This window comes from Larkinella punicea, from assembly GCF_003334855.1.
GTDB lineage: Bacteria > Bacteroidota > Bacteroidia > Cytophagales > Spirosomataceae > Larkinella > Larkinella punicea.
In genome coordinates, this window is sequence record NZ_QOWE01000022.1 from 38,499 (window position 1) to 64,279 (window position 25,781).

The following is a 25,781-nucleotide window of genomic DNA, read 5'->3' on the forward strand; positions in this document are numbered from 1 at the left end:
TTATTTCTTTTGCACTAGCGGATAACGCAGATTGTACAATTACTACGCTGCTCGTAATCCCGTTTAAACCCATTATCGTCTTTGATGCGTCGCTCCGGATCATAGACGATGAAAAGTTTATACGCCCCCAGCGGGTATTTCATTAGATCAGCGGCAATTTGGTCTGTGATCCGGCTCGGCATCATGGTTTTACGCACATATTTAGCTTCAATAAACAGATCGGCATCCGCCTTTGTAGAGGAATGGTCTGGTACCACAGTTGCGAACGAAAAGCGAACTGCCGGGTATTCACGCTCATAGTCCGCTTGATCACGCCTTAACAAAGCCTGAATTTGATTATTCAGAGCATTTTCATGATTTATTACGGTGCTGGCTAAGGCAATAGGCAGTGTCGTGCTCAGCATTTGAGCAACGTCCGTAGCTAAACATTCCGCTCGATCACGCTGAAAACGACGGGCATTCACGATTTCATAGATGGAGTTGGGTTTGGGTGGTTTAAATATAGAATCATGTGTGGCTACCATCCGTCGATAAGCCCGCTCTATAGCCATGGAATGACGCTGGTATAGTTGATGAAGAGCATTCACTTCTTCTTCAGCCTGATCAGGCTGACAATATTCGGTTAGATCAGCAAGCGGTTCCAGATACGTATTGCAGAATTCTCCAAAATGAGTCGTGGCAAATGTATGAGCGTGGCGAATGTAATCGACAACATGCGTTTGTGCATCCTTACCCGGAAAGGCCTCCGTCGCTAAGTCAAAATCATAGACAGCATCGTATTTCTCGAGCCGAGCAGCATACATTGCAAATCGGCGGTCGACGCACTGCGAACAATAACCACAGTGGGAAGCACCCGAGCGATTTTTAAACTTTTGAAACGTCTTGGTGCAGGTTACCGTTGCTGTTATTAGTTCCGGTCGTTCGTACTGCTTTAATAAACTAACGACTTCTGTCTTTGTGAGATGGATGAATGGATGATTAATGACAAATGATTGGCCCGAGATACTAGAAAATACCGCTTGAAGTAATCCCAATGTTTTAGGATGCGTAGTTCTACTGGCTCGACCATTGATTAGATCCTGGCGTTTACTTAAATTAATCGAGGTAATACCATTCTCAAAAATATTCAATTCATGTTGGCTATAGGCTTGTGCCAGCGCAAATCCAACACTGGTATATAGAAAAAACCGGGTTCGTTGCGTTTCTTCACTGGCCCTCTCTCCATGTGTTAAATTACAATCCAGAGGGTGATATCGTAAGCGACCGGGATAAGCTTTTGACAAGGCAGCATATACCCTTTTCTGAACTTGCGTCGTGGACGGATTTGATCGGTGGCTGGTTATAACAACTTTACTGGAAGTTGTTTCTAATAAAGAAACAACACCGGCTAACGAGTCTAATCCGCCAGAATATAAGGCTATGGGGTAGTGTTCATTTGAATCAGATGACGTAGGATTCGTATCCATGTTGTGGAATAAACCCGTTAATGGGTCGATTCCGATTCTCGACGTAAAGTGAAATTTGTATGACTTATCACCCGATACGAATACTAAAGCTTCAGCGAGCTTATTGGAAACTTCGGCTTGCTGCCAGAAGTTAAAATCCCGCACAGGGATGCAAAATGTTAATTCTCTGGCCCAATTTTCATACTCAACCTGGTTGGTTTCTCCCCGCTTGATCAGCCGGTCAGCAGCATAAATAAAGGCTGCAATTTCAATCAAGTCGCGTGTTCGGTCCGGTATTCTTGCGATCAACCGTGAAGCGAAATCATGAATTTTAACAGTCATATTCCGATCCGGTAGTTCTTCCCGATTGGTCAGAGTTAAAACTCGGTGTGGTGGTAGCATACCTATCAAGGAGTCCGGCAAAGCCACTCCATCGCAGAGGATAATATGTCGTGTATCAGTCTTCAAGGTCCAGATTATACACGAGGTTATTTTTTAGCTTTTTCAATGCATAGCCTACAAACCCTTGAATATTTGTCACTTCTGGAAATTTTTTAGCAGCATTATTAGCGTACCAGCCGGCGGCAAACTGCTGCGTTACCTTCGTTGTCTCAAAGGCACTTTTTGATATGTCATCTAAATGGGCATCCAGTCGTTTGTTGAAGTCACTTCGGTCAAACAGATTGGTGAACGAGGCAGAGGCTTCCCGCTCAAGGAAATACTTTAAATAGCGGCCGATGAAATTGGAGAAATAAATGCGCGAAATTTCACTAAATCCTCCGGCATCAGCCGCCCGACGCCAGGGGGCGAAAGGATCATCTTGGCCACCAAAAAATAAAGTAGTTTGCTGTTGCTCTCGTTTTGTCCAAGAGCTCACAGTATCAATGAGGGCTTGCGAAGCGATTGTAGCATACTCTGTACTCTCACAATTAGCCTGGTTAAATTGCTTAATTGACCGGGCCAGTTCCAGCAGCGAAAAGGAATTTGACAATGTAATCCCATTATCTTGTAGAAAAGCCTGAGGATCGCGCTGTTTTGAGGCATGAAGCAGGGTAAGCAAATAGGAGAACGAAGCCAGCACGCCTTTATCCTGGTTCATTTGCTCCAGTTGTTTGGCTACATTTTTGGTAGTTTGCGTGGCTATTGACGCTACATTATTGTTTTTTTGCGAAAACTCCGTTAGTTCCGCTACGATGTTGCGCCACCTCTTTGTCGCCGGTAAATGACCAATGCGCTCGTGCCCCATCGTGTTGATTTACACTTTAATAGTCTTTATTGAAGAAATCATGGATTGAAGCGTAATATATATTATTGTTTGATAAAATAGGGTTATTCCAATTCTAAATTTTTCTAACGGTAGGTTTTCTCTTCTATTTAACAAGTTGCTCAAGCTGAGATCGATATAGAAAGCTCTTAATTGACCGTAAACTTGCTACCTAAACTCACTAAAAACGCGTAATTTGGCCTTCTATGTTTACATCGCATGCATCTGATTTTCTTCTAGACTGGCTCATTCCACATAATCATTAATTGATCATTTTGGCTTGCCCAGTACCAGTGGATTAATGGGAATGCTTATATGTGAAGCAGATGCTGTGGATAGAACGCTTTACCCTATACGTATACAGGCTGGGTGATTGTATCCATTTTTTAATTCTATTTGGGCAAATAATTCTGTTAGACTTACCATGACCGAAATCGACCGAATTGCTCAATTTTTACGGCAGGGTGAGGGACTGACAGTCGAATTCAAAGAAGCTCGTACGGACTTACCCAAATCACTGTTTGAAACCATTTGCGCGTTTTTGAATCGTGAGGGCGGAACGATCCTGCTTGGTGTTAGCGACGATGGCACCCTTGTAGGAGTCGATCCTGGTAAGGTTAACAAGTTGACCAAAGAAATCGTGACGCAGGCTAACAGCACGGAGAAACTATCACCGATCTGTATGCTTTTCCCCGAAACCATCGAAATTGAGGGAAAGCTAATCGTATACATTCCTATCCCGCCCGGATCTCAGATTCACCGCACCAAAAATTATCCCTATGACCGCTCCGCCGATGGGGATTTTCGGGTAACTGATTCAGAAACCCTTCGGTTGATGTATTTACGGAAGGTCTCCTATTTCTCCGAAAACCAAGTGTTTCCGCATCTTACACTGGATGATTTTGACCGAACTACCATTCAACGTGCCCGTCAGTTGGCGCAAGTTTTTCGAGATCGCCAACACCCCTGGGGAACGATGAATGATGAAGAGATGCTTCGAAGTGCTGGCCTTTGGCAACGTGATCCACAGTCTACCTCTAGTCCATTTCGGGAAGGATATACTCTGGCTGCTGTCCTGCTGTTTGGTACACCTCAGACGCTCCTGACTACCCTACCTCAATTCTTTGTGGATGCGCTGTTACGCCGGGTCGATGAGGACCGCTATGATGATCGAGACTACATCCGGGATAATTTGTTCAACACCTACGATCGGCTCATTGAATTTGTTAGCAAACACCTTTACGACCCCTTTTACTTGGAAGGCGCTCAGCGAATCAGTATTCGAGGCGTCATTTTTCGGGAGGTCATAGTCAATCTCCTTGTTCATCGTGAATACAGTAGCGGCTTTACGGCCCGGATGATGATTTACCGGGATCGAGTTGTTTTTGAGAATCCCAACCGGGCATTTTACCAAGGCCTGCTCGATCCTGACACCTTCAGTCCCCGCACTAAAAATCCAACGCTGGCTAATTTCTTTAAAGAAACCGGCTTTATGGATCAATTGGGGTCGGGTATTCGGAATGTAACAAAATATATGGGAGCGTATGCCAATGGCCAATCCGCGCAATTCATCGAAGGGGATATGTTTCGCACGATTATCCCATTAGACGAAATTTTGATGAGTACCAATGTGCAGACGGCTGACCATTCCTATCATTTTAGTCAGTCTACGGAGATAAAACCAAGTTCTGTTGATGACGCTGTAAATGACGCTGTAAATGACGCTGTAAAAGCAGCGATTAGCGATACCGTGCGTAAACGTTTAAAAGAAGAGTTGCATTTTATTTACCAATATCAAGGTATTAGCCTCGGCACACTGAAAGATGTGTTCAAGATTTCGCGCGAAACAGCCCAGAGGGACATGGCCCTGTTACGAGAAGCAGGCTTAGTGGTATTTGAAGGAGCGCCAAAATCCGGTCGATATGTTCTAACAGACTTTGCGCAACTCAAGTTATAACAGACATCAGGTAGTTCTAGAAAGGTCGGATTTAATACCTAAGGACTATCTTTCTCCAATCATTTCAAACTTCACTCCCTTGTATTAAGGTATTTAACAATAGTAAAACAGCGTCTATTGTAGGACAAAAACACTATAGAAGCACAGGACTAAACCAAAGACACCATGAAAATTGAGTTTGATGATTTGACGGATTGGAAATCGGGGCATATACCTCACTATTTTATGGATGCGATAGTGGATTATTTAAAGAGCAACCCGAGTTCTACGGTAGAGGTCAAAACAGGCGATGAAACGACAGTACGTCTGTTCTTGAAAGAAGGCCAGATTTGGGAAGGCGCTCCCATTGCAGACAGTGGAGAATTGGTCCCCACCATCGCTATTTACACCCTACCGGTGTCTTCAAACGAAGAATAATTCGTTGATTTAGGATGAGAAAATCCATTGCTTATAACTGCGTCTCCGCCAATCGTTAGGGTAAAACCGGTCTGGGACTGAGAAAACCGCAAAATAGCTGTCAGCAGTTCGGTCCGGTTGTCCCGCTTTCGAAGAAGTGAACTGCAACTTGGTAGCCTTCATGCTCGCCAAACAGATTATGACTTTTTTATGACTCTTTGCTGAGCATGACGCAAAGCAGCTTAGAACTGGTCGGATCTGTTTGAAAAAACGACCGTTTAATCAAACTCTCCACTTTCGGTTGAATTGACATCGCCCCTCCCCTATTTTAGTTTGATAAACTCGTACAATAAATCAAAGTTTGATATATGCGATTCCATCCGTTAAATCAAACTTTAGACATGATTATTGGCTTCGGGTCAGTCCTATCGACCAGACCCAGATTTGCAGATCGACGCCCTAAAGAATTCGGGTTGCAAAAGATTTTCATTGCTCCGGTGACCTAGTGACAAGGCATCTGGCAAGATGCACGCATGGGAGGGCTTTCCACCCGCAACCAAGGCTCGTTAAAAAGTTTTGATAGCCCCCTTCCTCTAATTTTGCAACAGGGTGTTGCAGAATTGCTATAGGCCGATCAATCGGCCAGCCTGTCAGGCTAAACCGGACCACCTCACCTCGCTTTAGACTTAGTCACTACTTAGTCATAGCTTAGTCACCGCCCCGCCGTTCATTCAATAGTTGGGCAAACGACCATCAGTTAGCAATAGAATTTGCTTGTTTATGGCATGTAGGACGACCTTGAATAACTATCCGAACGGTTCCGAGAAATAGAAGGGAAGGTATCGTTCAGCGTTTTTCTATGGTTAATTAGACCGTTTCATGGGTCGTTGACCCTCCCGAACCACTTTTTATCATTCATTTTCACCTAATTCTTTGCGAATTTCATTAATCAATTGTTGCTCGGTTGGCAGGTGCAATTGATACTTGCTGGCAAAGAGTTGGGTGTTATTCTCTGGCAACGTATATCGAACAACGGCATCATTCTTATCGGCGCACAGTAAAACACCGATTGTCGGGTTTTCGTACAACTCCCGAATTTCACGGTCGTAGTAATTGACGTACATCTGCAACTGACCCAGATCCTGATGAGTAATCTTATCCATCTTCAAATCGAACAAGACAAAACATTGTAATAGCCGATTGTAGAAAACCAGGTCGATTTTAAATTCATCACTGTCAATCACAATCCGCTTTTGTCGGGCCACAAAGGAGAAGCCATTCCCTAATTCGAGCAGGAACTCCTGGATATGGGTGATAATGGCATTTTCAACATCCTGTTCGTAATAGCTTGCCTGTGGTTTAAGACCCAGAAATTCCAATATCATGGGGTCTTTAATGACTTGATGCGGTTGGGTTGGCTTCTTCTGATCCTGGGCAATTGCTAACACACTTTCTTTATCCTGACTCATCAACAAACGCTCGTAGAGTAAGCTGTTGATTTGTCGTTCCAACTGGCGTACGGTCCAGGCGTTCTTTCCCGCTTCGGCCAGATAAAAGTCTCGCTTATTGAGATCATCAATTCGAACCAAAGCTTTATAATGCGTCCAGGTTAATTGTGAACTCACTGAGTTCACATTTGGAAACGTCAGGTAAAATTGTCGACTGAGTTGCAAATTTCGGTTGGAGAAATTTTCTCCATACTCCGCCACCAATTGAATGGACAAATTCTTGATCAGTGCTTTTCCATATCCCGCCCGCTCCTTTCCCTTTTGTTCATCCTCGACGATAATATGGCCAATCTGCCAGTACATTAAGGTTAGGGTATGGTTGATCGACCGGGTCGCACTTTCCCTTGATTGGCTAATAATCTGACGAATCTCTGCTACTAAATTATCCACGTACGATTTGGGAAAGGATGGTAAATAAAAGGGTCGGTTGAGAACTCTTACGGTAAAGCGAGAGCCAACAAATAGCTTGAAAGTACCTTAAATTTCTAAAGGGGAATTAGTTATTTTTGAATCTGTTTTCGATACCGCTTGACACTGGACATACTAATCCCGGTCAGATTCACGGTCTCCGAAACGGACAAGCCTTTTTCTAAGGCTTTCTTCACCTTCTTGAATTTCTCGGGATCAATGCCACTGGGTCGACCAATGTGTTTGCCCTTCGCTTTGGCCAAAAGTTGGCCAGCCCTAGTTTTCTCTAAAATACTTTCCCGGTCGTATTCCGCCAAGGCGGCAAAAATTTGCAAGACCATCTTACCCGCCGGTGTAGAACTATCTACCCCCAAATCCAGTGCCCGAAAATGAATACCTCGTTGGGCAAACTGACTGATTAGGGAAATGAGGTGGTCTCTACTCCTACCCAACCGAAAAAACCGGGCTACGACCACAGTGTCACCTTCCCGTAATTTAGAAAGTAATTCGTCCAAAGCTGGGCGACTGATGTGAACTCCGGAAAGTTTATCCTGGAAGATTTCGTCGCAACCGAACTTCTGTAGCGTATCAATCTGAGTATCCAGGTTCTGATCGACGGTAGATACGCGGGCGTAACCAAATACTTTATTCATCGCGTTATAAGTTTGGTGGATTGATCCGACCGGGCATCTGCCTGGCTGCGGCAACCGATTGCTCAAGCTCTTTGGCGGTCAGTTCGGTCAATTCGTTGATAAACAGGACGGCCCCCATTTCATCCTCCACATAATCGATATCCATTCGTAGCCAGATGTTCCAGTCAGGTAATTGCATATGGGATACTGAGCCAACGGCTGGAATACCAGCTGGCCGTTTCGCCCATAACTCCGCGTATTTGGCGGCCAAAGTTGGAAACTGTTTGATCAGAGCAGCCTGCGCATCGATCGGCAAACGATCAAACGTTAGCCGAGCATCGTCGGCCCACTGGGCATCAAGTGGTTTACTCATAAACTATTTTTTGCGGTTTGCCATTAATATGGAGGGTGAAGTCGTCAAATGTTAGGGCTCTGGTACCGCAATGACGGACCTGCGTAAAATTTTCGCAAACAATTTAACTGTCATATTATCAGTAGTTTATGGAAATGGTTTCTACTGCCAATCCTCAAAAAAGTCAAGGTCTATTTCACAATCTGACGATATAGAACGTGCTCAACAACCGTAAATCGATGGGAACCTTCGAGCGTCCTGCGAAACGCTTCGGCTTTAGCCTTGGTGGAGAAGCGTTTGGCTCCATTGGGATTAAACGTCATCTCATAAGGTTGAACGATGCCCCGATAGTAGATGGCCATGGACTCTACCGACTTGTCGCCGGGTACGCCGGCTGCGATGATGAAGACTGTTTTTAATTCTTTACCGGGCTGATTCATTGTCTTCTAAGGGTTTACCACATTCAACATGAAAGGCATAATCTTCGGCACTAAGGTTCATCCGTAGGAACTCATCCATCCCTATATCATGCCTTTCGAGTAAATAGCGTCTAAAAGCAAAACTACTTTTTCCTTTATCCAGGCCCGCTTCTTTCTCCGCCCGGCGTAGTCCGTCGTGAGGCAATCCTTCTAAATATTCTTCCCAATAAACTTCGAGCAATTCTCGGGCGGAGCCGCTTTCAACCTTGGAACGATCCGATGTGTAATTGAGCTGCTGCTCCAGCCATTCAATCAGTTCCTCTGCCGGTGCTGCCTGTTGATCAGCGGAGTCAAAAACGGTTAATTCTTTTGCCCGGTTGTAGTAGCAATAGGTTGCATTGCCGATACGAAACATGCGGGCCATGTAGTCACGCTGTCCTTCAGGTAACGAGGCTAATACTTCAGCCTGGCGCTCGTTATATTTTTCGATGGGATGTCGCATGACTGTTAATGGATAGGAGGCATTTTAAATTTAGTGGTATCATAATAAAGTTGACTGTCTTTATCGGCTACGGACTGCTCCGTCTTGAATCGACTAATCCCATAAATCTGGTCATACAGAATTTTAATGCGTTCTCGTTCAGCGGGTAACTCGTTCTTCAGGATCACATCGCAGAGCATGCCATCCTCAACGAACTCGGCATCCCAGATAGCATCGTAGTTCACATATAAAGGAGCTTGCCACCACTGTGTAATCGTCCGATCGGTGGGCGGCTGCACATCGAAATAATTGATATTTATCCAGTAGCAACATTCCGGATCTTGAATGTCGATCAGCATCTGCTGGAGTATCGCGGGCAAGTTTGGGTCACTTGCAGCGGTGGGGTTGTTGCCTGGGATGCTCATGAAATACTTTTCTGCGGTTTTCCATTGATATAGACTGTAAAATCGTCCGCTGTTGCCCGTTTGTAGGCAGCTTCATATTCGGCCGCATCGATCCGGGTGTAAGCTTCCCACATCGCATCATATTCAATCTTACTGCCTGCATCTTTTAGATCAAATTCTCGAAACGAAATAATTGGTTGCGGGTTGAGAAAATTAACCGTTTCCTGCGCGGGCGGATTTCGATCATCCATTAGCTTGTAATAATTCCAAAGGTCATCCCGCTGATGGCGCTTGAAGTAATATACTTTCATGACGGGGAAATCGGTTTCAAGAAGTTAGGGCCATAAATATAAGTCAAAAAAAGCCTCTGAACCTACTTTATGGCCCTGGATTTTTGGAGATCAAGTGATAAAAACCGGTATTAAAAGACGGGTTCAGAAAGCTATAAGCTGACGGGCGATATGGCGGAATTTTGTCAATCACCATTACCCGAATTATCGGATCATTATCCGCTTTGAGGGTGGAGACATTTGCAACGTGGATTATGTCGATTATCATTAAAGAAAGGAATCAGCCATGAAGCGTAATTTGGCCCCCGTACATCCCGGCGAGATTTTGCGGGAAGAATACATTCAGGAACACGGCTTGACGATTACCGAGGTAGCGAAAGGCTTGGGCATTGCCCGGGCTGATCTGTCGGCTATTGTGAACGAACGGGCAGGTTTACCCAGAACTGGCCGTGAAATTGTCCGAGGCGTTCGGCAATACCGCGCAGTTCTGGGTAAACCTGCAAAAAAATTATGAATTGTGGCATGCAGAACGGAAAGTAAACCGATCCATAGTGCGTCATTTTTTTGCGTCCGCTAATCCATCACAGCAACCCGCTTGAGGCTTGGATCGAGGCAAACATTTCGGCAAGCTCTCGCTCGAAACCACCTGACAGAATCGGGAAACGGCACCAGGAACGCGGATCGAGATTGTGATCGTCCAGCATGAAGGAGGGCGCATAGCGTTCGCGTTTCCACTGATTGCGGCTCCACAGTTTGAAAAATCGTTCCACCCACACCGCCAGCATTGCCCGCTCGTACCGATCCGCGTACCGGGTTTCCAGCAGCGAGAGTACATCCAGCGGGGCTTGCTTGTCTCGAATAGCTGCATTCTCAATGGAATTGAGCACATCGTAAGGCATCAAATCATCTTCGTCGGTTTGCTTTTTGTCCAGTGGGCGTAGTTCCGCCGTGGGTTGCAGGTTGTTCACCGCATGAAGTCCCTTCACCCGAATCAGCTCATCGGCCCCGACCGGTCCCGTTCCCTGGCTGGTGCGATCCGTGGGAATGGTCTGGTTTTTGACGTTCAGCCCCACCGTTTCCAGCCAGCGCAGCCAGCCCCGGAGAAAATGCTTGTCGATGCCAGTAATCGGCGAAATGCTGCCCGCTGTATCGCCATCCATCGTGGCATAGCCTACCGCTGCTTCCGAGCGGTTCGACGTACTCAGCAGCAGCGCATTTTTCAGATTGGCGATCAGCCAAATGCCCGGAGCGCGCACCCGCGCCTGAATGTTTTGCAAAGCAATATCGTCCGTTTCCCAGGAGAGCACCCGGCCAAATTGCGCTTCGATCAGGCCGCGATAGGTTTCCACCAGGCCGTTGATGTTGATGCGCAGGAACGTCGCGCCAATGTCATCGGCGAGCTGTTTGGCCGAGTTGAACGTATTATCGGAGGAATTTTCTGTGCCCTGGTACATGACCGTCAATAGTTGGCCCATCATCGCTTCAGGCGAGTCGCAATCCTGAATGGCGCGTATGTAGGCCAGCTTTTTCTTAACCCCCTCCAGGCCGATAGTTTCCACCGCCATGCGGATCATCAAATACACCGTGGCGGCAATAGCCGAGGAATCGGCCCCGCCACTGAGCGACAGCACATAGCCTTGCGACCGGCTTTTGCGCAGGTAATCGAACAACCCCAGCGCGACCGCCCTGGCAAATTCTTCTTCTTTCAGATAGCCGCCCTTTTCCCAGGCTTCCAGCTCCGCTTGCTGCACCAGCGGGGCCACCCGTGGCCAGCCGAACCGTTCGACCACCCGCAATTCAGGGTGCATCCGGGTCAACTTGCCCCGGTTCTGCACCTGGCTCAACCGGGTTTGTTCGACATCCACCACCGCCGGAACAATCACAAAATCTTCGTAGCTGAGCCGTGCCCCGGACACCAGCAGCACCCCATTGGAAGCTACCATCGCATCCCCGTCATAAATCACCCGCCCGGCCTCATTGCCGAGCAGATTGGTATAGATGTAGCTCACGCCAAAAGCCCGCGATGCATCCACCACCAACCGTTCCCGCACTTCGGATTTGAAGAAGGCAAAATGGCTGGCCGAAGGATTGAGGATAATATCCACCCCCCGATCATAAAGACTTCGCCCCGGTCGCCCGGCGATCCAGGCATCCTGGCAAATTTCAAAGCCAATGCGGATACCGGAAACATCGAAGAGCAGATCACCAAATGGATAGGCCGTTGCTTCGTCCAGTAGGGTCAATTCATCACGCACTCCAGCGGGCCAGGGCTGAAACCACCGCTCTTCGTAATGAATGCCATCATTGGGCAAATGCTGTTTGCCCACAAATCCCAGGATGCGCCGGTTGCTTATCAGGCAAGCCGTGTTGATGGTTCGGTTGCCGTGGCGCATGGGCAGGCCGACCGATACGATTATATCCGCCGTATGCGGTACAATATCGAGCAGCGAGCGAATCGCCTGGTCGATGGTGTTTTGGGCATAGAAGGCATCTTCGCAGCCATAACCCGAAATGCAGAGTTCGGGCAGGCAAAGCAGGCTGATATGCTGAGCGCGGGCCGCGTCAATGGCATTGATGATGTTTTGGGTGTTGTGCGCCCAATCGAGCGGGGTTTGATTCAGTGCGCCAGCGGCTACTTTGATCAGTTTCATAACGAAAGAGTTTTCTTATTTGGCCAGTTGGAAAATACGCAATGCTCCCCGCGCCACGACCCCGAAAATCGCCAAACCGATAATCAAATCGGGATAAGGCGAATGGGTCAGATAGACCAGGCCACCGGCCAGAATGACGCCCATATTCACGACAATATCGTTCGAGGTGAAAATTTCACTGGCTTGCATGTGGACTTTGTCACTCTTTTCCCGGCGTAGCAGATACAGGCAGATCGCATTACCGATCAGGGCCAGCAGGGAAACCCCCATCATCAGCCCGAAGTCGGGCAAGGCTTCGCCCGTGATGAACCGGCGCACCACTTCCACCAAGCCCCCAGCGGCCAGAATCAATTGCAGATAGCCACTAATTCGGGCCACCTTTTTTTGTGAGCTTACGGCCTTGCCTACGGCATAGAGGGCTAGGCCATACACCAAGGCATCGGCCAGCATATCGAGAGCGTCAGCCACCAGACCCATCGAATCGGCCAGGATACCCGCCAGCACTTCCAGGGCGAAAAAGAAGCCATTGATGGCCAGCACCGTTAGCAGCAAACGCCGGTCGCGCGGGGCTTCTTCCGTCAGTTCGGCCAGGTCCGCATCTTCGGTTTCCAGCAACCGGCTATCCAGGCGCAAATCCGCCAGGGCGCGCGTAATGGATTCGGCATCCCCATCGTGCAACACCGTCACTTTGCGGTTGGGAATATCGAACTGAAGCTGCTCAATACCCGGCTTATCGGCCAGTTTCATACGAATCAATTGCTCCTCGGAAGGGCAATCCATCTTGGCCACGTTGTAGGTTGTTTTGTTCATGGTCTGATCGTCACAACATGAGTTTTATTCCACCATTTGCCACAAAGCCTTCCAGCGGTGCCCAGACTTCCCGGAAGGAAGGTTGGGCCACCGGAGGCAGCACTACCGGCTCAAAGCGATCCTGCCGGATATTGCCGATGTTTTCCAGGTTGGCAAAGATGCTGAAATGCTTCCACCGCCGTTCCCCCATAATACCCAATAACCAAAACGGACTTGAATATTCCCCGGTGGAAAGGGCTTTTCGGCCAATGTAATAGGCTTCCAATCCCAACCGAAACTTGCCTTCCAGTTCATACACAGCCACCAGGTTGACCCGGTGTTTGGCAGTGAGTGGAATCGGGCTGTTGTACGCTTCTCCGGCATATCTCCGGCGTGTATCCACCAGGCTATAGCCTGCATACAGCTTGAAGGCTTCATAGCCAATCCGCACGTTGGTTTCCAGACCCCGGCTGTCAATTGGGCCGTTGGCATTGGAAAACTGGTACACCGTTGAATTTGGCCCCGTGGGAATAATGGCCGGAATATCCAGCACCAGCGCGTTATTAAGCTGGGTGTAGAAGAATAATTGATTGATCGACACATCGAGCAAATCAAAAAGCCGGGTGCGGTAATTCACATCGAAATTGCCACCGATGGAGGTTTCGGCCTTTGCCGTGGCCTGATCAATCGGGCGCACATTGCGAAAGGCGACGCTTTCGGCATCTTCGGTGAAGATGGTTGGAGCCTTATAGCCCAGGCCACCACCCAGCCGGGAAGTCAGCCGGTCGGAGAGCTTGAACAGGGCCGACACACGCGGCAGCGCAAAGAAGCCGAAGCGGTTGTGGTAATCGCCCCGCAGACCCGTTTCCAGCGTCAACCAGGGCGCAAGCTGGGTGCTGTTCTGCACAAACCCTCCCACCGTCACATACTGATAATTGCGGCCCCGGCTGGATGGTCCATTGCTGGCCCCGGTTTCGGTGAATTGCTCCGTCCACAGATTGCCCCCGCCGATCCATTCGGAGCGTTCCCCGGTATGGCTGTAACTGGCTTCGGTGAAGCTGGCTACCTGGTGCCCGGCAAAGCGGTAATCGGGTTGGGTGAGCGTTCGGTTGAAATAACTCACGCTGTTTTTCAGTGTCAGCACCGAGCGTTCAAAGCGTTTATCGAATTGGAGCTGCGAGGCCACCCGATCCGAGCGGTTCCGCTCGAAATAGAGGTGGGTGTTGTCGGTGTTGCCATCGAGGACGGCCATATCTCCCCCGATCCGGTTTTCGGTATTGCCGATCACGCCCACCGTGAGCGTTGCCGTGGGATTGAGATAGAAATAAAGCCGGGGATTGACGGTATATCGCTCGTAATTGGGCAGAGCCGAAAAACCGATTTTGCCAGGGTCATATTCGCGTTGCGTGTTGCGAGCTGCAAACAGAGTCACACCGACTTTTTCCCACTTTTGCCCCCAAAAACCGCTTAGATCGAGGCCCCCCGCCGTGGTGCCGTTGGCCATGAAACTCAACTCGCGTTTTTCGCTCGGTCGCTTGGTAATCAGGTTGACCAGGCCCGCAATGGCCCCGCCCCCGTAGAGCGTTGAGGCCGAGCCTTTAATGACTTCGACTTGCCGCAGATTCAGCGGGGGAATTTGCAAAATGCTCAGACCAGCAGCAAAGCCGGAATAAAGCGGCAAGCCATCCTGCAAAATCTGTGTGTACCGCCCATCCAGGCCCTGAATGCGAATGTTCGCGTTTGCGGAAACGGGCGAGGTTTGTTGTACCTGAATACCCGTGCTTTCGTTGAGCTGCATCCGAATATCGCCCGGTCGCATGTTGGATTTTTCTTCCAGCTCTTCGCCGGTAATGGCTTCGATGCGGGTGGGAATGTCGTCAATGCTGCGATTGCTTCGGGTGGAAGTGACCACCACTTCTTCCAGCTCTTCACCTTCGGTTTCCCGGAGCTGAACCACCAGCGAATCAGCCGAAGCTTCGGACCGTCCCGGCAGTGTCAGGCTGTCGGTTTGGGACAGGTAGCCCACAAAGGAACAGGTGAGCGCGTAGCGGCCCGGATTGGGCACGGTTAGCACCAGCCGCCCGGCAGTGTCCGCAGCGGCCCCAATCCGTCCAGGGTTGAGCAAGGCGGTTGCACCGATCAACGGTTTGCCAGTTTCGGCATCCTGAATCAAAACGCGCAGGGAGCTTTGCCCCCAGGCTATGGGTAGTATGGAGAGTGTCAGCCAGAGCGACACAATAAGGGTTTTCATGAAAAGAATGTATTTTGGTTAGCAATAGCCGCCCGGCCAGTCAGAGCCGACCAGGAGCGAACAAAAAGAGAGCTAACCCAAACGGGGAGGTTGCCAGATCCGCCCCGATACATCGAGCGTATGCGGAGTCTGGTAGGAAGGCAGCACCGCCATAATAAGGGGATTTCCAGATGCGGCAACGCCGATCAATTGCGGAGCGTGCGTCAGCGTGCAGCCAGGACAGGTCGCGCAAAGGCAGAAGGGCGAACACCCCGCATCGTGGCTGTGATCGTCCGGGCGCGGGGCTTGTTGCATGGTAGGTTCATCGGGGCAAAAGGCTTCACAGGGTAGCCCCGAAAGCACCAGCACATACATCGCCCATATAATTCGCCACCATTTCACGATGCGAAGATACGAACGAATATGAGAAAGGGAGAAGGTTTTAATATTAATCGTAATATTGCAATGGATAATTATTCTGCTACCTTTGTGGCATGGGACTGACAAAAACTGAAATCTTCACCGACGAGCAAAATCGCATCGCGGATTTGGCCAAAGCCTTTGCACATCCCGCACGGGTGGCCATTCTGCAAATGCTTATAGCCAAGAAAGCTTGTGTCTGTGGTGATCTGGTGGGCGAACTGAACTTGGCCCAGGCAACGGTTTCCCAGCATTTGAAAGAGCTAAAACGCATTGGCATCATTCAGGGCGAAATCAACCCGCCCCGCGTGTGCTATTGCATTAACCCACCCGTATGGGAGGAAGCCCGCCAAGCATTTGGTGCCTTGATCGAGTCGTTCGATTCCGCAACCTGCTGCGCCTAAAAGAGCAGGTATTTTTTTGCCCTTATCAATCGTAATATTACAATAAATCAATAGGAAAAGTTATGGAAACCGCAGAGCAAATCAAAGAAGTCGTGCGCCAGAAATACGGCGCGATTGCCGAACAACCAGACGCCAATGGTTGCTGTGGCCCAACCTCATGTTGTGGCCCGGAGATCGACGCGAATGTGCCGATTGTCATGGCTCAGGACTACCAGGAGCTAAAAGGCTATGTGGCCGATGCCGATTTGGGGTTGGGCTGTGGCCTGCCCACGCAATTCGCCCAGATCAAACCCGGCGATACGGTCGTGGATTTGGGTTCAGGGGCTGGCAATGATTGCTTTGTGGCGCGTGCCGAAACCGGAGAAACGGGCCAGGTGATTGGCCTGGATATGACCCCACCCATGATCGACCGCGCCCGCAAAAATGCGAAAGCGTTAGGCTTTACCAACGTCGAATTCGTCTATGGCGACATCGAGGAAATGCCATTGCCGGAAAATCTGGCTGACGTGGTGGTAAGCAATTGCGTCATGAACCTGGTTCCCGATAAGCAAAAAGCCTTCTCGGAAACGTTCCGCATTTTAAAGCCGGGTGGCCATTTCAGCATTTCCGATATTGTGCTGAAAGGCGAACTGCCCGAAGGCTTGCAGCGCGACGCTGAATTGTATGTGGGCTGCGTATCGGGAGCCATCCAGAAAGACGCCTATTTGCAGCTCGTGCAGGATGCCGGATTCACCAGCATTCAAATCCAGAAAGAGCGGGAAATCACCCTGCCCGACGATGTATTGCAAAACATCCTGTCAGCCGCTGAGATAGCCGAGTACCGCCAGCAAGACCGAGGCATTTACAGCGTAACCGTGTTTGCGCAAAAGCCAACCGAAAATAACCAAGCCACTGACGCCTGCTGCGCGCCCGGCTGCTGCAACTAACATGAAAAATATCCTAGTGCTTTGCACGGGCAATTCCGCCCGTTCCCAGATGGCCCACGGCTATCTGCAACATTTCGCGGGCGAGCGCGCCCAGGTCTACAGCGCGGGCGTTGCTCCCCACGGGGTCAATCCCCTGGCAATTCAGGTCATGGGTGAGGATGGCATTGATATTTCCCATCACACTTCCAACCATGCCGACGAATATACCAGCCTACCGCTCGATTACGTCATCACGGTTTGCGATAATGCCCGCGAACAATGCCCGTTCTTCCCATCCACGGCCAAGAAGGTGCATCAAAGCTTTACCGATCCATCCCATGCACCCGGCGATGACAGGTTGGCGCAGTTTCGCGCGGTACGCGACGAAATCAAAGCGTACAGCCAACAATTCATCGAGGAGAATGTAACGAGCCAAGCCGCCCATGCCTAAACTTTCATTTCTCGACCGCTTTCTCACGCTATGGATTTTCCTGGCCATGCTGATCGGCGTGAGCATCGGGTATTTCTTCCCGCAGTCGCAGACCTTCATCAATCAGTTTAATTCCGGCTCGACCAATGTACCGCTGGCCATTGGGCTGGTGTTGATGATGTATCCGCCTTTGGCGAAGGTGCGTTACGAGGAATTGCCGAAGGTATTTGCCAACACCAAGATTCTGGGGCTTTCCCTGCTGCAAAACTGGATTGTCGGCCCGCTGCTGATGTTCTTTCTGGCAGTCATTTTTCTGCCCGACAAACCCGAATACATGACCGGCCTGATTATGATCGGCATTGCCCGCTGCATTGCGATGGTGATCGTCTGGAACGACCTGGCCAACGGCGATCGGCTCTATGCGGCCGGATTGGTAGCCTTCAACAGCATCTTTCAAGTGCTGTTCTATTCGGTCTATGCCTGGCTTTTCATTACCGTTTTGCCGCCTTTGTTCGGGCTAAAAGGGTACACCGTCGATATCACGATCGGCGAAGTAGCGCAGAGCGTGTTTATTTATCTGGGCGTACCGTTCCTGGCCGGGCTGTTGTCGCGGCTGGTCCTGACGCGCGTTTTCAGCCGTCAATGGTACGAGCAGATGTTTTTGCCCGCCATCAGTCCCATTACCCTGATTGCGTTGCTGTTTACGATCGTCGTCATGTTCAGCCTGAAAGGGCAGTTGATCGTTTCCATTCCGCTCGATGTGCTGCGCATTGCGCTACCGCTGACGATTTATTTTGCCATCATGTTTTTTTCGGCCTTCTACCTGTCCAAACGGGCCGGAGCTGATTATGCCAAATCCACATCACTGGCTTTCACCGCAGCGGGGAACAATTTTGAATTGGGGATTGCCGTCGCCATTGCGGTTTTCGGTATCAATTCCGGCGCGGCCTTTGCCGCTGTCATTGGCCCGCTGATCGAGGTGCCGGTGCTGATCCTGATGGTCAATTTTGCCCTGAAACAGCAGAAGAAGTTTGCGCCCCACTACAAAAAGACCTTTCAAAACCACCCATGAAAATTGCCCTGTTTTCCGACATTCACGCCAATCTGCCCGCCCTCGATGCGGTACTGGCCGACATTGACCGCCAAAAACCGGATGCAGTGTACTGCCTGGGCGACTTGGTGGGCTATAACATCTGGCCCAACGAAGTGATCGCCGAGATCCGCCGACGCAATATCCCCACCATCGCCGGAAACTATGATTTCGGTATTGGTCGATCATCGGATGATTGCGGCTGTGCCTACAAAACCGACGAGGAGAAAGCCAATGGCAAGGTTTCTATTGCCTACACCAATGCAACGGTGGGCGATGCAGAGCGAGCCTATTTGCGCACCCTGCCCGCCCATATCCAGGTGGATTTTCATTTGTCCAATGATCCGGAGCATTTATGGACGAACACCGAAACGGTGAGCCTTTTGCTGGTGCATGGTAGCCCCCGGCGCGTCAATGAATACCTGTTTGAAGACCGGGGAGATCGTAGCCTGGCGCGCGTTCTGGAAGGCGCGTCGGCCGATATTCTATGCTTCGGTCACACACACAAACCCTACCACAAGGTGGTGAATGCCTTGGGCGAAGGAGAAACACCTTATTGGCGACATGCCATCAATATCGGTTCCGTCGGCAAACCCAAAGACGGCGATCCGCGTGCCTGCTATGTGCTGCTGACCCTTTCCGAGACCGCCCGGCCGGGTTCGGCCGAAGGCGTGAGCGTCGAGTTTGTGCGAGTGCCTTACGATGTGGAACGCGCGGCCGTAGCCGTCGAGCAAAGCGAACTACCGGACGCCTATGCTCAGGCATTGCGTTTAGCCAAATAAACAACCGACGCGATGAGATCCGTTGCGCTGATTCTCTTCTTCGTCTTGCTGATTGCGAGCAAGAGTGCGGCAATCGGTGGAGCACCCTGTTTGAAAATCCGGCCCGCCCTACATCAGCAACTTTCTCTGTTGCTGACTTCCCCAAGGTTATCGGAAAAAAGCATTTCGGGAATCGTCGTCTTACAATTTCAGGTAAGCGAGGATTCCCGTATCTGTCGCGTCCAGGTGTTTAGTGGGAATGCGGTCATCGATGCGCATTTCATCCGTCGATTGACCGGCCGAAAGCTGCGGCTCTCGAATCCCGGTTTGGGCGAGGTCCACACCATCAGAGTGCATTTTCAACCGGTCGAACGTCCCCTTTTATAGGATGGTGACTTTAAGGCGCGTATGCTTCTGGATGCGTTTGAAATCGGCTTTATTGAAGGTGACCAGCTCAGTACAATGGGTTTCGGCGATGGCTGTGTGCAGACAATCGCTAATGTTTTGAAAACCGATCAGTTTGGCTAAAGCCAGGCCGCGTTTCATTTCATCGTGTGTTGATGAAACGGGTTCATAGGCCATCAGGGCATCAACCATCGCTTCAATGTCCGACGTTGGTTGGCCGAGCTTACGCAGGGTAAAGGCTGTTTCCAGAATGCAAAGCTGCGAAATGAAAAAACGCTCTTGATCAACAACCGATTGATAGAATTCTTTCGTGAATTGATGCTTGGCGGGATCTTGAGGGATCAGAAGATTGATCAGAACGTCCGTATCGAAATAGATCATGGGCGGGAGCTACTCATTCGCCGAACATCTCATTGGCTAAAGCGGACAAATCCAAGTTGGGATCGACCTTTACATGCGCGAACCGGTCACGTAGTGCCAACACGTTCTTTGCCAATTCTTTTTGGCTGACCGGTGCATCTGCTTCCATGTCCTCGATGGTCACACGCACCTTACGGCCAGCGCGCTTCGTGATTTCTGAAGCGATCCGTTGGGCGTCGGCCTGGCCTGCGTGGATTTCAAAGGTCTGTTGCATGGTTTCCATCCTTTCTACAAAGATACCACATTCCCCGCAATAACGTCAAAACATACCCATCAGATCCATTTGGGACTAACTTAGCGCTTTCAATTGTGCTGAATTGGAGCGTCTGTTTAACCCAAAGAGGGGTTTGCTCGCTCAGATTTTGTACCTTAGTGACTATGAAAACTGCATCGTTATTTGTCGGCATTTTTGCGGCTGTTGCATCATCGCTTTGTTGTATTGCCCCCGCGTTGGCCCTGTTGGCTGGGACCAGTAGCCTAGCAGGCTCATTTGCCTGGCTGGAACCATTACGACCCTATCTGCTGGTGTTCACTATCAGCCTGCTGGGATTTGCCTGGTATCAGCAATTGAAATCCCAACCCGTGGATTCCTGCGGCTGTGAATCACAAAAAAAGACCTTTATGCAGACGAAAATATTTCTAAGCGGTACGACCCTGGCCGCTCTGTTGCTGTTAACCTTTCCCAGCTATTCCGGGTTAATCTTTCAAGACAACACACCCAAACTACAATCAATCACATCGGCTCCCCAAACGGCCTTTGTAAGCATCAAAGGCATGACATGCGAAGGCTGCGAGCATCACGTCAAACAGGAGGTCAACAAGTTAAAAGGCATTGTCTCCGTGGATGTGTCGTATCAAAAAGGGAACGCTACCGTGAAATACGACGGGAGCAATACATCATTGTCGGAAATTAAAAAGGCTGTCGATGCGACCGGCTACAAAGCCACGAGTACTAGAATTCTTTGATTATGTTCGTTATCACCGAAGCCGTTATCACTTGCCCAAATTGTGAACATCAGCAGCAGGAAACGATGCCCCTGGATGCCTGCATGTACTTCTATCAGTGTCCGGGCTGTACCGTCTTATTAAAGCCACTGGCGGGAGATTGCTGCGTGTTCTGCTCGTATAGTCCGGTGAAGTGCCCTCCCCTACAGATCGGGAAAAGTTGCTGTGCTTAAATAATCATGGTCTATATCGATACCGAGGAACCACTAGCCATTGCGGTAGTCAAAGCCATTCAAACGGGCAATCTTCAGGAACTCAGCCGTTTGTTAGTTGAACATCCAGGACTATCCCAAGCCTGGCTTGGCGATGATGATTCTTGCGGTATGTCTCGTACACTCCTTCATGTCGCAACGGATTGGCCCGGTCACTTCCCCAATGTGGCGAGAACGATAGCCATGCTGATTGAAGCTGGGGCGGATGTAAATGCTCAGTTTATTGGCCCTCATATTGAGACGCCGTTGCATTGGGCAGCCAGTAGTGATGACATTGAGGCCATTGATGCATTGATTGATGCTGGTGCCAATATTGAAGCACCAGGGGCAGTTATCGGCGGGGGAACTCCGCTGGCGGATGCCAGAGCTTTCGCACAATGGAAAGCCGCGCATCGTCTGGTTGAACGTGGAGCACAAACGACACTTGCTGATGCTGCGACACTAGGCCTAATGGATCGCGTTGAAAGCTATTTCAATGGAGATTCAAAACCAGAAGCAGAAGCCGTAAATCATGCTTTTTGGGGGGCGTGCCACGGCGGCCAAAAAAGCACCGCTGCATATCTTCTTGGCCAAGGGGCTAACTTAAACTGGATACCGGAATGGGAAAATCTGACCCCTTTAGATGCCGCTCAGCGTCAGGGAGCCAATAGTTTGGTTGATTGGCTGCATACGAAGGGCGCAAGACCAGCACAGAACTAAGTCAGGTTAAAAGCTCTTTCAGTCTTCCTCAATACCCAACGCGCATTGACCCGTTTTTAACCTGACTTTGTTCAGCGAAGGTATCGGACGTTAATATGGGACAATTTTCATCCGGATTGGCTGGAGCGCAGTCTTGCAAACATTTTTCCACACTATTTGTCATGAGCGTTTTAATTTCCTGAAGCTGAGCAATTTTCTGATCGATCAAAGCGACTTTATCCGCAATCTTCTCTGACACGTTTCCGCAGGAAGCCTGGTTCATCTCGATCATATCCAGAAATTCGGCCGTTTCATTCAGGGTGAAACCAAATGCTTTGATCCGCTTGATTTGTTGCAGTCGCTCGACGGTGATGGCTGTATATTCTTTGTAATTATTGAACCGTCTTTCTTTCCGGCCCACCGGAATGAGTCCCTGTTTTTCGTAGAACCGGATCGTATCGCGGGATAGGCCGGTTTGCTTGGATAATTCGCCGATCAACATGATGAAATTTTTTTGGTTCTGGCTACTAACCGTGGCCTATACTCCACGGTTTAGCTTTGCTAAAATTTAAAATAAGAACCCATGAAAAATAGAAAAAGTGTCTGGTTAGGCGGGTTGAGTATCTTTGCCTGCGGTGTCTGCTGCTCGTTGCCGATTCTCGGCCCACTGATTGGTGTTGCCGTGCTGGCGTCACTGGCCACTTGGTTGGAAAGCCTTGCCATCCTATTGCTGGGCGTGGGCGTCGTGTTTTTTTTGCTGGTGCGGCTGAGAAAAAAGACGACTGGAGCGGTCTGTTCCACCGCTTGCAATTGCAACCCTAAACAAATCCGAGTCGATCAAACGACTGTTGGCTAAAATGTCCCTTATGATCGTTTTAAAATCCTTATCAGTTTTCGTTTTGGCGGGTCTCTGTGAGATCGGCGGGGGCTATCTGGTGTGGCTTTGGCTGAAAGAAGACAAGCCACTTTGGTATGGGATTTTGGGCGGTATCATCCTGGCACTTTATGGAGTCGTCGCTACCTGGCAACCAGCGGGATTCGGCCGGGTGTATGCCACCTATGGCGGAATCTTCATTGTCATGGCCCTAATCTGGGCGTGGAAGGTGGATGGTTTCAAGCCGGATAAATACGACCTGATCGGCGCGCTGATTGCCCTGGTCGGGGTCTGTATTATCTACTATGCCCCCAGAAAATAGCAGAACCACAAAAAGCGGAATGTCCCGTCATTAGGACATTCCGCTTTCCAGAGCGTCAATGATTTAAGCCTGCTTCCATCGAATACCGCAGCCGATGGCTTTAACGGTCGGTGTTTCTACTGGTTTACCCGCCAGGAGAGCATCCACAGCCTTCTGGACGTATTTTTCGCCCGCTTCGGATGGATTGTCCCGATTGTTATCGATCGCTCCAATGTAGCTGACGATAAAATCAGAGCCGGTACGCTTCACCACGTAAACCGTGGGTGTGCTGCGAGCGCCATAGGTTTTGGCAACTTCCTGCGTCTCATCGAGCAAATAGGGAAAAGCGTAGCCCTTGCTGGCACTCCGCTTTTTCATTTCGTCAAAGCTATCACCTGGTGAGAGCGTCCCGTCATTGGCATTGATCGCAATGACCGGGTAGCCCTTCGCGGCATACTGGTGGTTCAGCGCCATCATGCGATTTTCATAGGCTTGAGCGACCGGACACGTATTGCAGGTAAAAACGACAATGTACCCTTTCGTTGCCGAAGCATCACCCAGGGCCACCATTTTGCCGTCTACATTCTTGAGCTTAAAAAGCATGGCTTTATCGCCCACCTGGTAACCTTGTGGTGGTGTTACAAAACCCGACAGGGTCAATAATATCAGGCCGATGACACTTAAAAAAAATGGCTTTCTCATAATGAATTTGATCGTTTGATAATTTATTGAATGAACGGCCGCAATTCGGTTTCCAGCTCGGCCAGGGTAAGCCCTTTTTCAAAGGTTTTTCGCTGTTTCCGGCTGGGATCGATAATCAGCGTAAAGGGTAATGCACCCGACCAATCGGGCGAAACTTTGCCGATCCAGCTATTGTAGTCAGGCTCATCGAGCAAAAGCATTTCCGGCGATTTTATGCCGGTTCTGGCAATGAATGGTTGCACCTTTTTGACGAGCTGCCCGATCCCATCCAGGTTGACCAGAATCACTTTTACTTTGTCGGTGGCATGAGCCGCCGATAGCTGTTCAAAATACGGCAGTTCCGCCACGCAGGGAGCGCACCAGGTAGCCCAGAAATTAACCACGAGAACCGTATCGGTCGGTCGGGTCAATAACCGCTCCAAAGCGGGATATTTTATGACCGGCATGCGCTGGGCAATACTGGCCTGCCCTATCACCAATAAGGATAGGAGCAGCCACGTATGAATTGATTTCATAGGTCAGTGTTGGGAAAATATGCAAAGACATACCAGGCACCTAATCAAAGGTGGTTAAGCTGGTTTACGATATGACTAATGCCGTTTTTGGCGGGTGCCAGAAGTCAAAATGAGGGGCTGTGTAGGCAATTGCTGACTGCAAGATGGGTAAAGTACGTGCCACAGCCTGGGGAAAGAGCAGAAACACAAACCCTGCCGGTACAACCGACGCAGCACATTGAGAGCAGCCGTAAAACGGATTAACCGCCTGCGCGGTTTCCGCTGCCTTTTTGGGAGAAGATGACTTTTTAGGGCAGCAATGCGAGCAGCTTTTTTTAACGGATACCCAGCCCGTTGCTCCTGCCGCCGGTAAGAGCGATAAAAGCAAAACGTAACAGGCCAGTATGAAGGCGATCCGTTTCAAAATTGCGGCATGGATAGAAGGATAAAGGTAGAAAAAATACCCGAAATCGAAAGGATACCCCAAGCGGTAACCGTCCGGGGAAATACGGAATTCAGCGGGGTTTTCCGATTTTATCAATTTCCATCACCAGATTGACCATTTCCTTGGTTTCGGCCGAGTTGCCCATTTCCAATGTAATTGGGCCATCCCCCGGCTGGATGTTCAGTTGAAAGTTTAGCCAGGGGCAGCATAGCTGTTCAAATTTGATGAACTCAAATAGCTGGCCGCTCAAACTGCTATCCGGTTCCTGGAACACCAATTTGTAACTGTTCTTATTCTCGAGGGCTTTATCCACTTTTCTAAAAATGGTCTGATGCAGTTCGTTCATGCGTTTAATCTGCTCCCGGTCAGTGAGTTTGCAGGCCAGGGCGATTTTTTCTTTTAACTGGGCTGTGGATGCCATTTTCTTTGATGTCTGGGCCAAGCCGGATAAAGCAACAAGCCAGGCCGGTGAAAACCATTGGTTTCATGTTTTTTCGGTAAAGATAAACCGTGGACTATAGTCCACGGTCAAGACTACAAGCCGAAAATATTTTGATCCGACACGGCAGTACGAGCGTTTTGTTCAACACCCAACGTCTATATACTTATGAACTGACTTGTTGACCCAAAATAGGGTCATCATTTAAATCGAGGGGTGAAAGGTTCAAAAAGCAATAAATTTTGGCCGGAAAAGAAACCTTTCTCCCCCGCCGTTGCGACGCACCACTCTGATTCCAACCATCAGAAAAACGTATGGGGCAATTGCTGAGCGATTGAATGAATTTGGTTTAAAAACACTTAGGGGCTATCCGTTTCAAGGTAGGCAAGTTATGCGGTTGCATCAGCGAAGTATTGCGGCCATAAAAACAAAATAGTTGATTAAAATCGGGGTATCCTTTATCCCCTTTCCAATGGGAAGGATTTTATAAAAACGGAGGTTCGTCGATTAAAGTTAATTGACTCGTTCCGACGGCTATTTTTCAAAATCTGTGCTATTCAGAACTTGATT

The 25,781-nt window shown here is 49.4% G+C and carries 34 protein-coding genes; 13 read left to right on the forward strand and 21 right to left on the reverse strand.

The genetic code is table 11. From position 1 onward, the window contains the following. Positions 1-14: 14 nt before the first annotated feature. Together DUE52_RS23475 and DUE52_RS23480 are read right to left on the reverse strand one after the other, a co-directional pair. Positions 15-1,847 carry a PD-(D/E)XK nuclease domain-containing protein gene (locus DUE52_RS23475; protein WP_133299926.1) on the reverse strand — a complete coding sequence of 611 codons (1,833 nt, stop codon included), beginning with the start codon at positions 1,845-1,847 and terminating at the stop codon, positions 15-17. 55 nt (positions 1,848-1,902) lie between these two features. Beyond that, positions 1,903-2,691 carry a hypothetical protein gene (locus DUE52_RS23480; RefSeq protein WP_114408510.1) on the reverse strand — a complete coding sequence of 263 codons (789 nt, stop codon included), beginning with the start codon at positions 2,689-2,691 and terminating at the stop codon, positions 1,903-1,905. 442 nt (positions 2,692-3,133) lie between these two features. Here DUE52_RS23480 and DUE52_RS23485 point away from each other — a divergent pair, with 442 nt between their 5' ends. Both DUE52_RS23485 and DUE52_RS23490 read left to right on the forward strand, forming a co-directional pair. Next, positions 3,134-4,666, forward strand: a complete 1,533-nt coding sequence (locus DUE52_RS23485) for an RNA-binding domain-containing protein (protein ID WP_114408511.1) — start codon at positions 3,134-3,136, stop codon at positions 4,664-4,666. A 165-nt stretch (positions 4,667-4,831) separates the two neighbouring features. After that, positions 4,832-5,083 (forward strand): hypothetical protein, encoded by a 252-nt coding sequence (locus tag DUE52_RS23490; RefSeq protein ID WP_114408512.1) that lies wholly within the window; start codon positions 4,832-4,834, stop codon positions 5,081-5,083. 890 nt (positions 5,084-5,973) lie between these two features. Here the strand turns inward: DUE52_RS23490 and DUE52_RS23495 are convergent. The 7 genes from DUE52_RS23495 to DUE52_RS23525 form a co-directional block, all read right to left on the reverse strand. Further along, positions 5,974-6,960: a PDDEXK nuclease domain-containing protein gene (locus DUE52_RS23495; RefSeq protein WP_114408513.1), complete on the reverse strand. Its 987-nt coding sequence runs from the start codon at positions 6,958-6,960 to the stop codon at positions 5,974-5,976. A 110-nt stretch (positions 6,961-7,070) separates the two neighbouring features. After that, on the reverse strand, positions 7,071-7,631 hold the full coding sequence (locus tag DUE52_RS23500; protein WP_114408514.1) for a recombinase family protein: 561 nt from the start codon (positions 7,629-7,631) through the stop codon (positions 7,071-7,073). 4 nt (positions 7,632-7,635) lie between these two features. Further along, positions 7,636-7,983 (reverse strand): hypothetical protein, encoded by a 348-nt coding sequence (locus DUE52_RS23505; protein ID WP_114408515.1) that lies wholly within the window; start codon positions 7,981-7,983, stop codon positions 7,636-7,638. A gap of 170 nt (positions 7,984-8,153) precedes the next feature. Next, on the reverse strand, positions 8,154-8,402 hold the full coding sequence (locus DUE52_RS23510; RefSeq protein ID WP_114408516.1) for a hypothetical protein: 249 nt from the start codon (positions 8,400-8,402) through the stop codon (positions 8,154-8,156). Continuing rightward, positions 8,386-8,883, reverse strand: coding sequence for a hypothetical protein (locus DUE52_RS23515; protein WP_114408517.1), 498 nt, complete (start codon positions 8,881-8,883; stop codon positions 8,386-8,388). The genes DUE52_RS23510 and DUE52_RS23515 overlap by 17 nt, the downstream gene beginning before the upstream one ends. Before the next feature lie 5 nt (positions 8,884-8,888). After that, a complete protein-coding gene (locus tag DUE52_RS23520; protein ID WP_114408518.1) occupies positions 8,889-9,287 on the reverse strand; it encodes a hypothetical protein in 399 nt (132 codons plus the stop codon). Then, positions 9,284-9,577, reverse strand: a complete 294-nt coding sequence (locus DUE52_RS23525; protein WP_114408519.1) for a hypothetical protein — start codon at positions 9,575-9,577, stop codon at positions 9,284-9,286. Before DUE52_RS23525 ends, DUE52_RS23520 begins: the two co-directional genes overlap by 4 nt. Before the next feature lie 265 nt (positions 9,578-9,842). Between DUE52_RS23525 and DUE52_RS23530 the strand changes: the two genes are divergently transcribed. Further along, positions 9,843-10,070 carry a HigA family addiction module antitoxin gene (locus tag DUE52_RS23530; RefSeq protein ID WP_374755921.1) on the forward strand — a complete coding sequence of 76 codons (228 nt, stop codon included), beginning with the start codon at positions 9,843-9,845 and terminating at the stop codon, positions 10,068-10,070. Between the two features lie 67 nt (positions 10,071-10,137). On the opposite strand, the gene nadE is transcribed toward DUE52_RS23530, so the two are convergent. The 4 genes from nadE to DUE52_RS32190 all read right to left on the reverse strand — a co-directional run bounded on the left by nadE (position 10,138) and on the right by DUE52_RS32190 (position 15,628). Continuing rightward, entirely contained in the window at positions 10,138-12,207 is a 2,070-nt protein-coding gene (gene nadE, locus DUE52_RS23535) for an NAD(+) synthase (protein WP_114408520.1), read from the reverse strand. Positions 12,208-12,222: 15 nt separating this feature from the next. Beyond that, positions 12,223-13,017 carry a cation efflux transmembrane domain-containing protein gene (locus tag DUE52_RS23540; RefSeq protein WP_114408521.1) on the reverse strand — a complete coding sequence of 265 codons (795 nt, stop codon included), beginning with the start codon at positions 13,015-13,017 and terminating at the stop codon, positions 12,223-12,225. 10 nt (positions 13,018-13,027) lie between these two features. After that, positions 13,028-15,247, reverse strand: a complete 2,220-nt coding sequence (locus tag DUE52_RS23545) for a TonB-dependent receptor (RefSeq protein ID WP_114408522.1) — start codon at positions 15,245-15,247, stop codon at positions 13,028-13,030. A 72-nt stretch (positions 15,248-15,319) separates the two neighbouring features. Then, positions 15,320-15,628: a hypothetical protein gene (locus DUE52_RS32190; protein WP_133299927.1), complete on the reverse strand. Its 309-nt coding sequence runs from the start codon at positions 15,626-15,628 to the stop codon at positions 15,320-15,322. Positions 15,629-15,720: 92 nt separating this feature from the next. Between DUE52_RS32190 and DUE52_RS23550 the strand changes: the two genes are divergently transcribed. From DUE52_RS23550 to DUE52_RS23570, 5 genes are all read left to right on the forward strand, one after another. Continuing rightward, positions 15,721-16,050, forward strand: a complete 330-nt coding sequence (locus DUE52_RS23550; protein ID WP_114408523.1) for an ArsR/SmtB family transcription factor — start codon at positions 15,721-15,723, stop codon at positions 16,048-16,050. Between the two features lie 62 nt (positions 16,051-16,112). Next, positions 16,113-16,976: an arsenite methyltransferase gene (locus tag DUE52_RS23555; protein WP_114408524.1), complete on the forward strand. Its 864-nt coding sequence runs from the start codon at positions 16,113-16,115 to the stop codon at positions 16,974-16,976. Between the two features lies 1 nt (position 16,977). Continuing rightward, the gene (locus tag DUE52_RS23560; protein ID WP_114408525.1) at positions 16,978-17,406 is read left to right on the forward strand and encodes an arsenate reductase ArsC; all 429 of its coding nucleotides are present in this window, start codon (positions 16,978-16,980) and stop codon (positions 17,404-17,406) included. Further along, positions 17,399-18,457 carry an ACR3 family arsenite efflux transporter gene (gene arsB / locus DUE52_RS23565; protein ID WP_114408526.1) on the forward strand — a complete coding sequence of 353 codons (1,059 nt, stop codon included), beginning with the start codon at positions 17,399-17,401 and terminating at the stop codon, positions 18,455-18,457. Before DUE52_RS23560 ends, arsB begins: the two co-directional genes overlap by 8 nt. After that, on the forward strand, positions 18,454-19,257 hold the full coding sequence (locus DUE52_RS23570) for a metallophosphoesterase family protein (protein ID WP_114408527.1): 804 nt from the start codon (positions 18,454-18,456) through the stop codon (positions 19,255-19,257). The genes arsB and DUE52_RS23570 overlap by 4 nt, the downstream gene beginning before the upstream one ends. 180 nt (positions 19,258-19,437) lie before the next feature. Here DUE52_RS23570 and DUE52_RS32485 read toward each other — a convergent pair whose 3' ends face one another. The 3 genes from DUE52_RS32485 to DUE52_RS23585 are packed head-to-tail and all read right to left on the reverse strand — an operon-like array spanning position 19,438 to position 20,284. After that, positions 19,438-19,593: a hypothetical protein gene (locus DUE52_RS32485; RefSeq protein ID WP_165841014.1), complete on the reverse strand. Its 156-nt coding sequence runs from the start codon at positions 19,591-19,593 to the stop codon at positions 19,438-19,440. Positions 19,594-19,617: 24 nt separating this feature from the next. Beyond that, entirely contained in the window at positions 19,618-20,022 is a 405-nt protein-coding gene (locus tag DUE52_RS23580; protein WP_114408529.1) for a type II toxin-antitoxin system VapC family toxin, read from the reverse strand. Positions 20,023-20,035: 13 nt separating this feature from the next. Beyond that, a complete protein-coding gene (locus tag DUE52_RS23585) occupies positions 20,036-20,284 on the reverse strand; it encodes a hypothetical protein (protein WP_133299928.1) in 249 nt (82 codons plus the stop codon). 155 nt (positions 20,285-20,439) lie between these two features. Between DUE52_RS23585 and merTP the strand changes: the two genes are divergently transcribed. From merTP to DUE52_RS23600, 3 genes are read left to right on the forward strand one after another with little or no spacing between them, the layout of a single operon-like run. Next, positions 20,440-21,027: a mercuric transport protein MerTP gene (merTP, locus tag DUE52_RS23590; RefSeq protein WP_114408531.1), complete on the forward strand. Its 588-nt coding sequence runs from the start codon at positions 20,440-20,442 to the stop codon at positions 21,025-21,027. 2 nt (positions 21,028-21,029) lie between these two features. Further along, positions 21,030-21,239 carry a GDCCVxC domain-containing (seleno)protein gene (locus tag DUE52_RS32840; protein WP_114408532.1) on the forward strand — a complete coding sequence of 70 codons (210 nt, stop codon included), beginning with the start codon at positions 21,030-21,032 and terminating at the stop codon, positions 21,237-21,239. A 6-nt stretch (positions 21,240-21,245) separates the two neighbouring features. Next, positions 21,246-21,977 carry an ankyrin repeat domain-containing protein gene (locus DUE52_RS23600; RefSeq protein WP_114408533.1) on the forward strand — a complete coding sequence of 244 codons (732 nt, stop codon included), beginning with the start codon at positions 21,246-21,248 and terminating at the stop codon, positions 21,975-21,977. 28 nt (positions 21,978-22,005) lie between these two features. On the opposite strand, the gene DUE52_RS23605 is transcribed toward DUE52_RS23600, so the two are convergent. After that, positions 22,006-22,458, reverse strand: coding sequence for a MerR family transcriptional regulator (locus tag DUE52_RS23605; RefSeq protein ID WP_114408534.1), 453 nt, complete (start codon positions 22,456-22,458; stop codon positions 22,006-22,008). A gap of 81 nt (positions 22,459-22,539) precedes the next feature. Between DUE52_RS23605 and DUE52_RS32195 the strand changes: the two genes are divergently transcribed. Both DUE52_RS32195 and DUE52_RS23615 read left to right on the forward strand, forming a co-directional pair. After that, positions 22,540-22,812 (forward strand): hypothetical protein, encoded by a 273-nt coding sequence (locus tag DUE52_RS32195; RefSeq protein WP_133299929.1) that lies wholly within the window; start codon positions 22,540-22,542, stop codon positions 22,810-22,812. A 10-nt stretch (positions 22,813-22,822) separates the two neighbouring features. Further along, on the forward strand, positions 22,823-23,152 hold the full coding sequence (locus DUE52_RS23615) for a YnfA family protein (RefSeq protein WP_114408536.1): 330 nt from the start codon (positions 22,823-22,825) through the stop codon (positions 23,150-23,152). A 63-nt stretch (positions 23,153-23,215) separates the two neighbouring features. Here DUE52_RS23615 and DUE52_RS23620 read toward each other — a convergent pair whose 3' ends face one another. The 4 genes from DUE52_RS23620 to DUE52_RS23630 all read right to left on the reverse strand — a co-directional run bounded on the left by DUE52_RS23620 (position 23,216) and on the right by DUE52_RS23630 (position 25,193). Then, the gene (locus tag DUE52_RS23620; protein WP_114408537.1) at positions 23,216-23,833 is read right to left on the reverse strand and encodes a thioredoxin family protein; all 618 of its coding nucleotides are present in this window, start codon (positions 23,831-23,833) and stop codon (positions 23,216-23,218) included. Positions 23,834-23,856: 23 nt separating this feature from the next. Then, positions 23,857-24,348, reverse strand: a complete 492-nt coding sequence (locus tag DUE52_RS23625; RefSeq protein ID WP_114408538.1) for a TlpA disulfide reductase family protein — start codon at positions 24,346-24,348, stop codon at positions 23,857-23,859. Positions 24,349-24,412: 64 nt separating this feature from the next. Then, positions 24,413-24,868, reverse strand: a complete 456-nt coding sequence (locus tag DUE52_RS32200) for a hypothetical protein (RefSeq protein ID WP_133299930.1) — start codon at positions 24,866-24,868, stop codon at positions 24,413-24,415. Then, complete coding sequence (locus tag DUE52_RS23630) at positions 24,843-25,193, reverse strand: hypothetical protein (protein ID WP_114408539.1); 351 nt, start codon at positions 25,191-25,193, stop codon at positions 24,843-24,845. The genes DUE52_RS32200 and DUE52_RS23630 overlap by 26 nt, the downstream gene beginning before the upstream one ends. Positions 25,194-25,781: the final 588 nt, after the last annotated feature.

Coding starts and splice junctions, on each gene's coding strand:
- DUE52_RS23475 (WP_133299926.1), bottom strand. CDS start 1,847: ATGCTACCACCACACCGAGTTTTAACTCTGACCAATCGGGAAGAACTA.
- DUE52_RS23480 (WP_114408510.1), bottom strand. CDS start 2,691: ATGGGGCACGAGCGCATTGGTCATTTACCGGCGACAAAGAGGTGGCGC.
- DUE52_RS23485 (WP_114408511.1), top strand. CDS start 3,134: ATGACCGAAATCGACCGAATTGCTCAATTTTTACGGCAGGGTGAGGGA.
- DUE52_RS23490 (WP_114408512.1), top strand. CDS start 4,832: ATGAAAATTGAGTTTGATGATTTGACGGATTGGAAATCGGGGCATATA.
- DUE52_RS23500 (WP_114408514.1), bottom strand. CDS start 7,631: ATGAATAAAGTATTTGGTTACGCCCGCGTATCTACCGTCGATCAGAAC.
- DUE52_RS23505 (WP_114408515.1), bottom strand. CDS start 7,983: ATGAGTAAACCACTTGATGCCCAGTGGGCCGACGATGCTCGGCTAACG.
- DUE52_RS23510 (WP_114408516.1), bottom strand. CDS start 8,402: ATGAATCAGCCCGGTAAAGAATTAAAAACAGTCTTCATCATCGCAGCC.
- DUE52_RS23515 (WP_114408517.1), bottom strand. CDS start 8,883: ATGCGACATCCCATCGAAAAATATAACGAGCGCCAGGCTGAAGTATTA.
- DUE52_RS23520 (WP_114408518.1), bottom strand. CDS start 9,287: ATGAGCATCCCAGGCAACAACCCCACCGCTGCAAGTGACCCAAACTTG.
- DUE52_RS23525 (WP_114408519.1), bottom strand. CDS start 9,577: ATGAAAGTATATTACTTCAAGCGCCATCAGCGGGATGACCTTTGGAAT.
- DUE52_RS23530 (WP_374755921.1), top strand. CDS start 9,843: ATGAAGCGTAATTTGGCCCCCGTACATCCCGGCGAGATTTTGCGGGAA.
- nadE (WP_114408520.1), bottom strand. CDS start 12,207: ATGAAACTGATCAAAGTAGCCGCTGGCGCACTGAATCAAACCCCGCTC.
- DUE52_RS23540 (WP_114408521.1), bottom strand. CDS start 13,017: ATGAACAAAACAACCTACAACGTGGCCAAGATGGATTGCCCTTCCGAG.
- DUE52_RS23545 (WP_114408522.1), bottom strand. CDS start 15,247: ATGAAAACCCTTATTGTGTCGCTCTGGCTGACACTCTCCATACTACCC.
- DUE52_RS23550 (WP_114408523.1), top strand. CDS start 15,721: ATGGGACTGACAAAAACTGAAATCTTCACCGACGAGCAAAATCGCATC.
- DUE52_RS23555 (WP_114408524.1), top strand. CDS start 16,113: ATGGAAACCGCAGAGCAAATCAAAGAAGTCGTGCGCCAGAAATACGGC.
- DUE52_RS23560 (WP_114408525.1), top strand. CDS start 16,978: ATGAAAAATATCCTAGTGCTTTGCACGGGCAATTCCGCCCGTTCCCAG.
- arsB (WP_114408526.1), top strand. CDS start 17,399: ATGCCTAAACTTTCATTTCTCGACCGCTTTCTCACGCTATGGATTTTC.
- DUE52_RS23570 (WP_114408527.1), top strand. CDS start 18,454: ATGAAAATTGCCCTGTTTTCCGACATTCACGCCAATCTGCCCGCCCTC.
- DUE52_RS32485 (WP_165841014.1), bottom strand. CDS start 19,593: ATGCACTCTGATGGTGTGGACCTCGCCCAAACCGGGATTCGAGAGCCG.
- DUE52_RS23580 (WP_114408529.1), bottom strand. CDS start 20,022: ATGATCTATTTCGATACGGACGTTCTGATCAATCTTCTGATCCCTCAA.
- DUE52_RS23585 (WP_133299928.1), bottom strand. CDS start 20,284: ATGGAAACCATGCAACAGACCTTTGAAATCCACGCAGGCCAGGCCGAC.
- merTP (WP_114408531.1), top strand. CDS start 20,440: ATGAAAACTGCATCGTTATTTGTCGGCATTTTTGCGGCTGTTGCATCA.
- DUE52_RS32840 (WP_114408532.1), top strand. CDS start 21,030: ATGTTCGTTATCACCGAAGCCGTTATCACTTGCCCAAATTGTGAACAT.
- DUE52_RS23600 (WP_114408533.1), top strand. CDS start 21,246: ATGGTCTATATCGATACCGAGGAACCACTAGCCATTGCGGTAGTCAAA.
- DUE52_RS23605 (WP_114408534.1), bottom strand. CDS start 22,458: ATGTTGATCGGCGAATTATCCAAGCAAACCGGCCTATCCCGCGATACG.
- DUE52_RS32195 (WP_133299929.1), top strand. CDS start 22,540: ATGAAAAATAGAAAAAGTGTCTGGTTAGGCGGGTTGAGTATCTTTGCC.
- DUE52_RS23615 (WP_114408536.1), top strand. CDS start 22,823: ATGATCGTTTTAAAATCCTTATCAGTTTTCGTTTTGGCGGGTCTCTGT.
- DUE52_RS23620 (WP_114408537.1), bottom strand. CDS start 23,833: ATGAGAAAGCCATTTTTTTTAAGTGTCATCGGCCTGATATTATTGACC.
- DUE52_RS23625 (WP_114408538.1), bottom strand. CDS start 24,348: ATGAAATCAATTCATACGTGGCTGCTCCTATCCTTATTGGTGATAGGG.
- DUE52_RS23630 (WP_114408539.1), bottom strand. CDS start 25,193: ATGGCATCCACAGCCCAGTTAAAAGAAAAAATCGCCCTGGCCTGCAAA.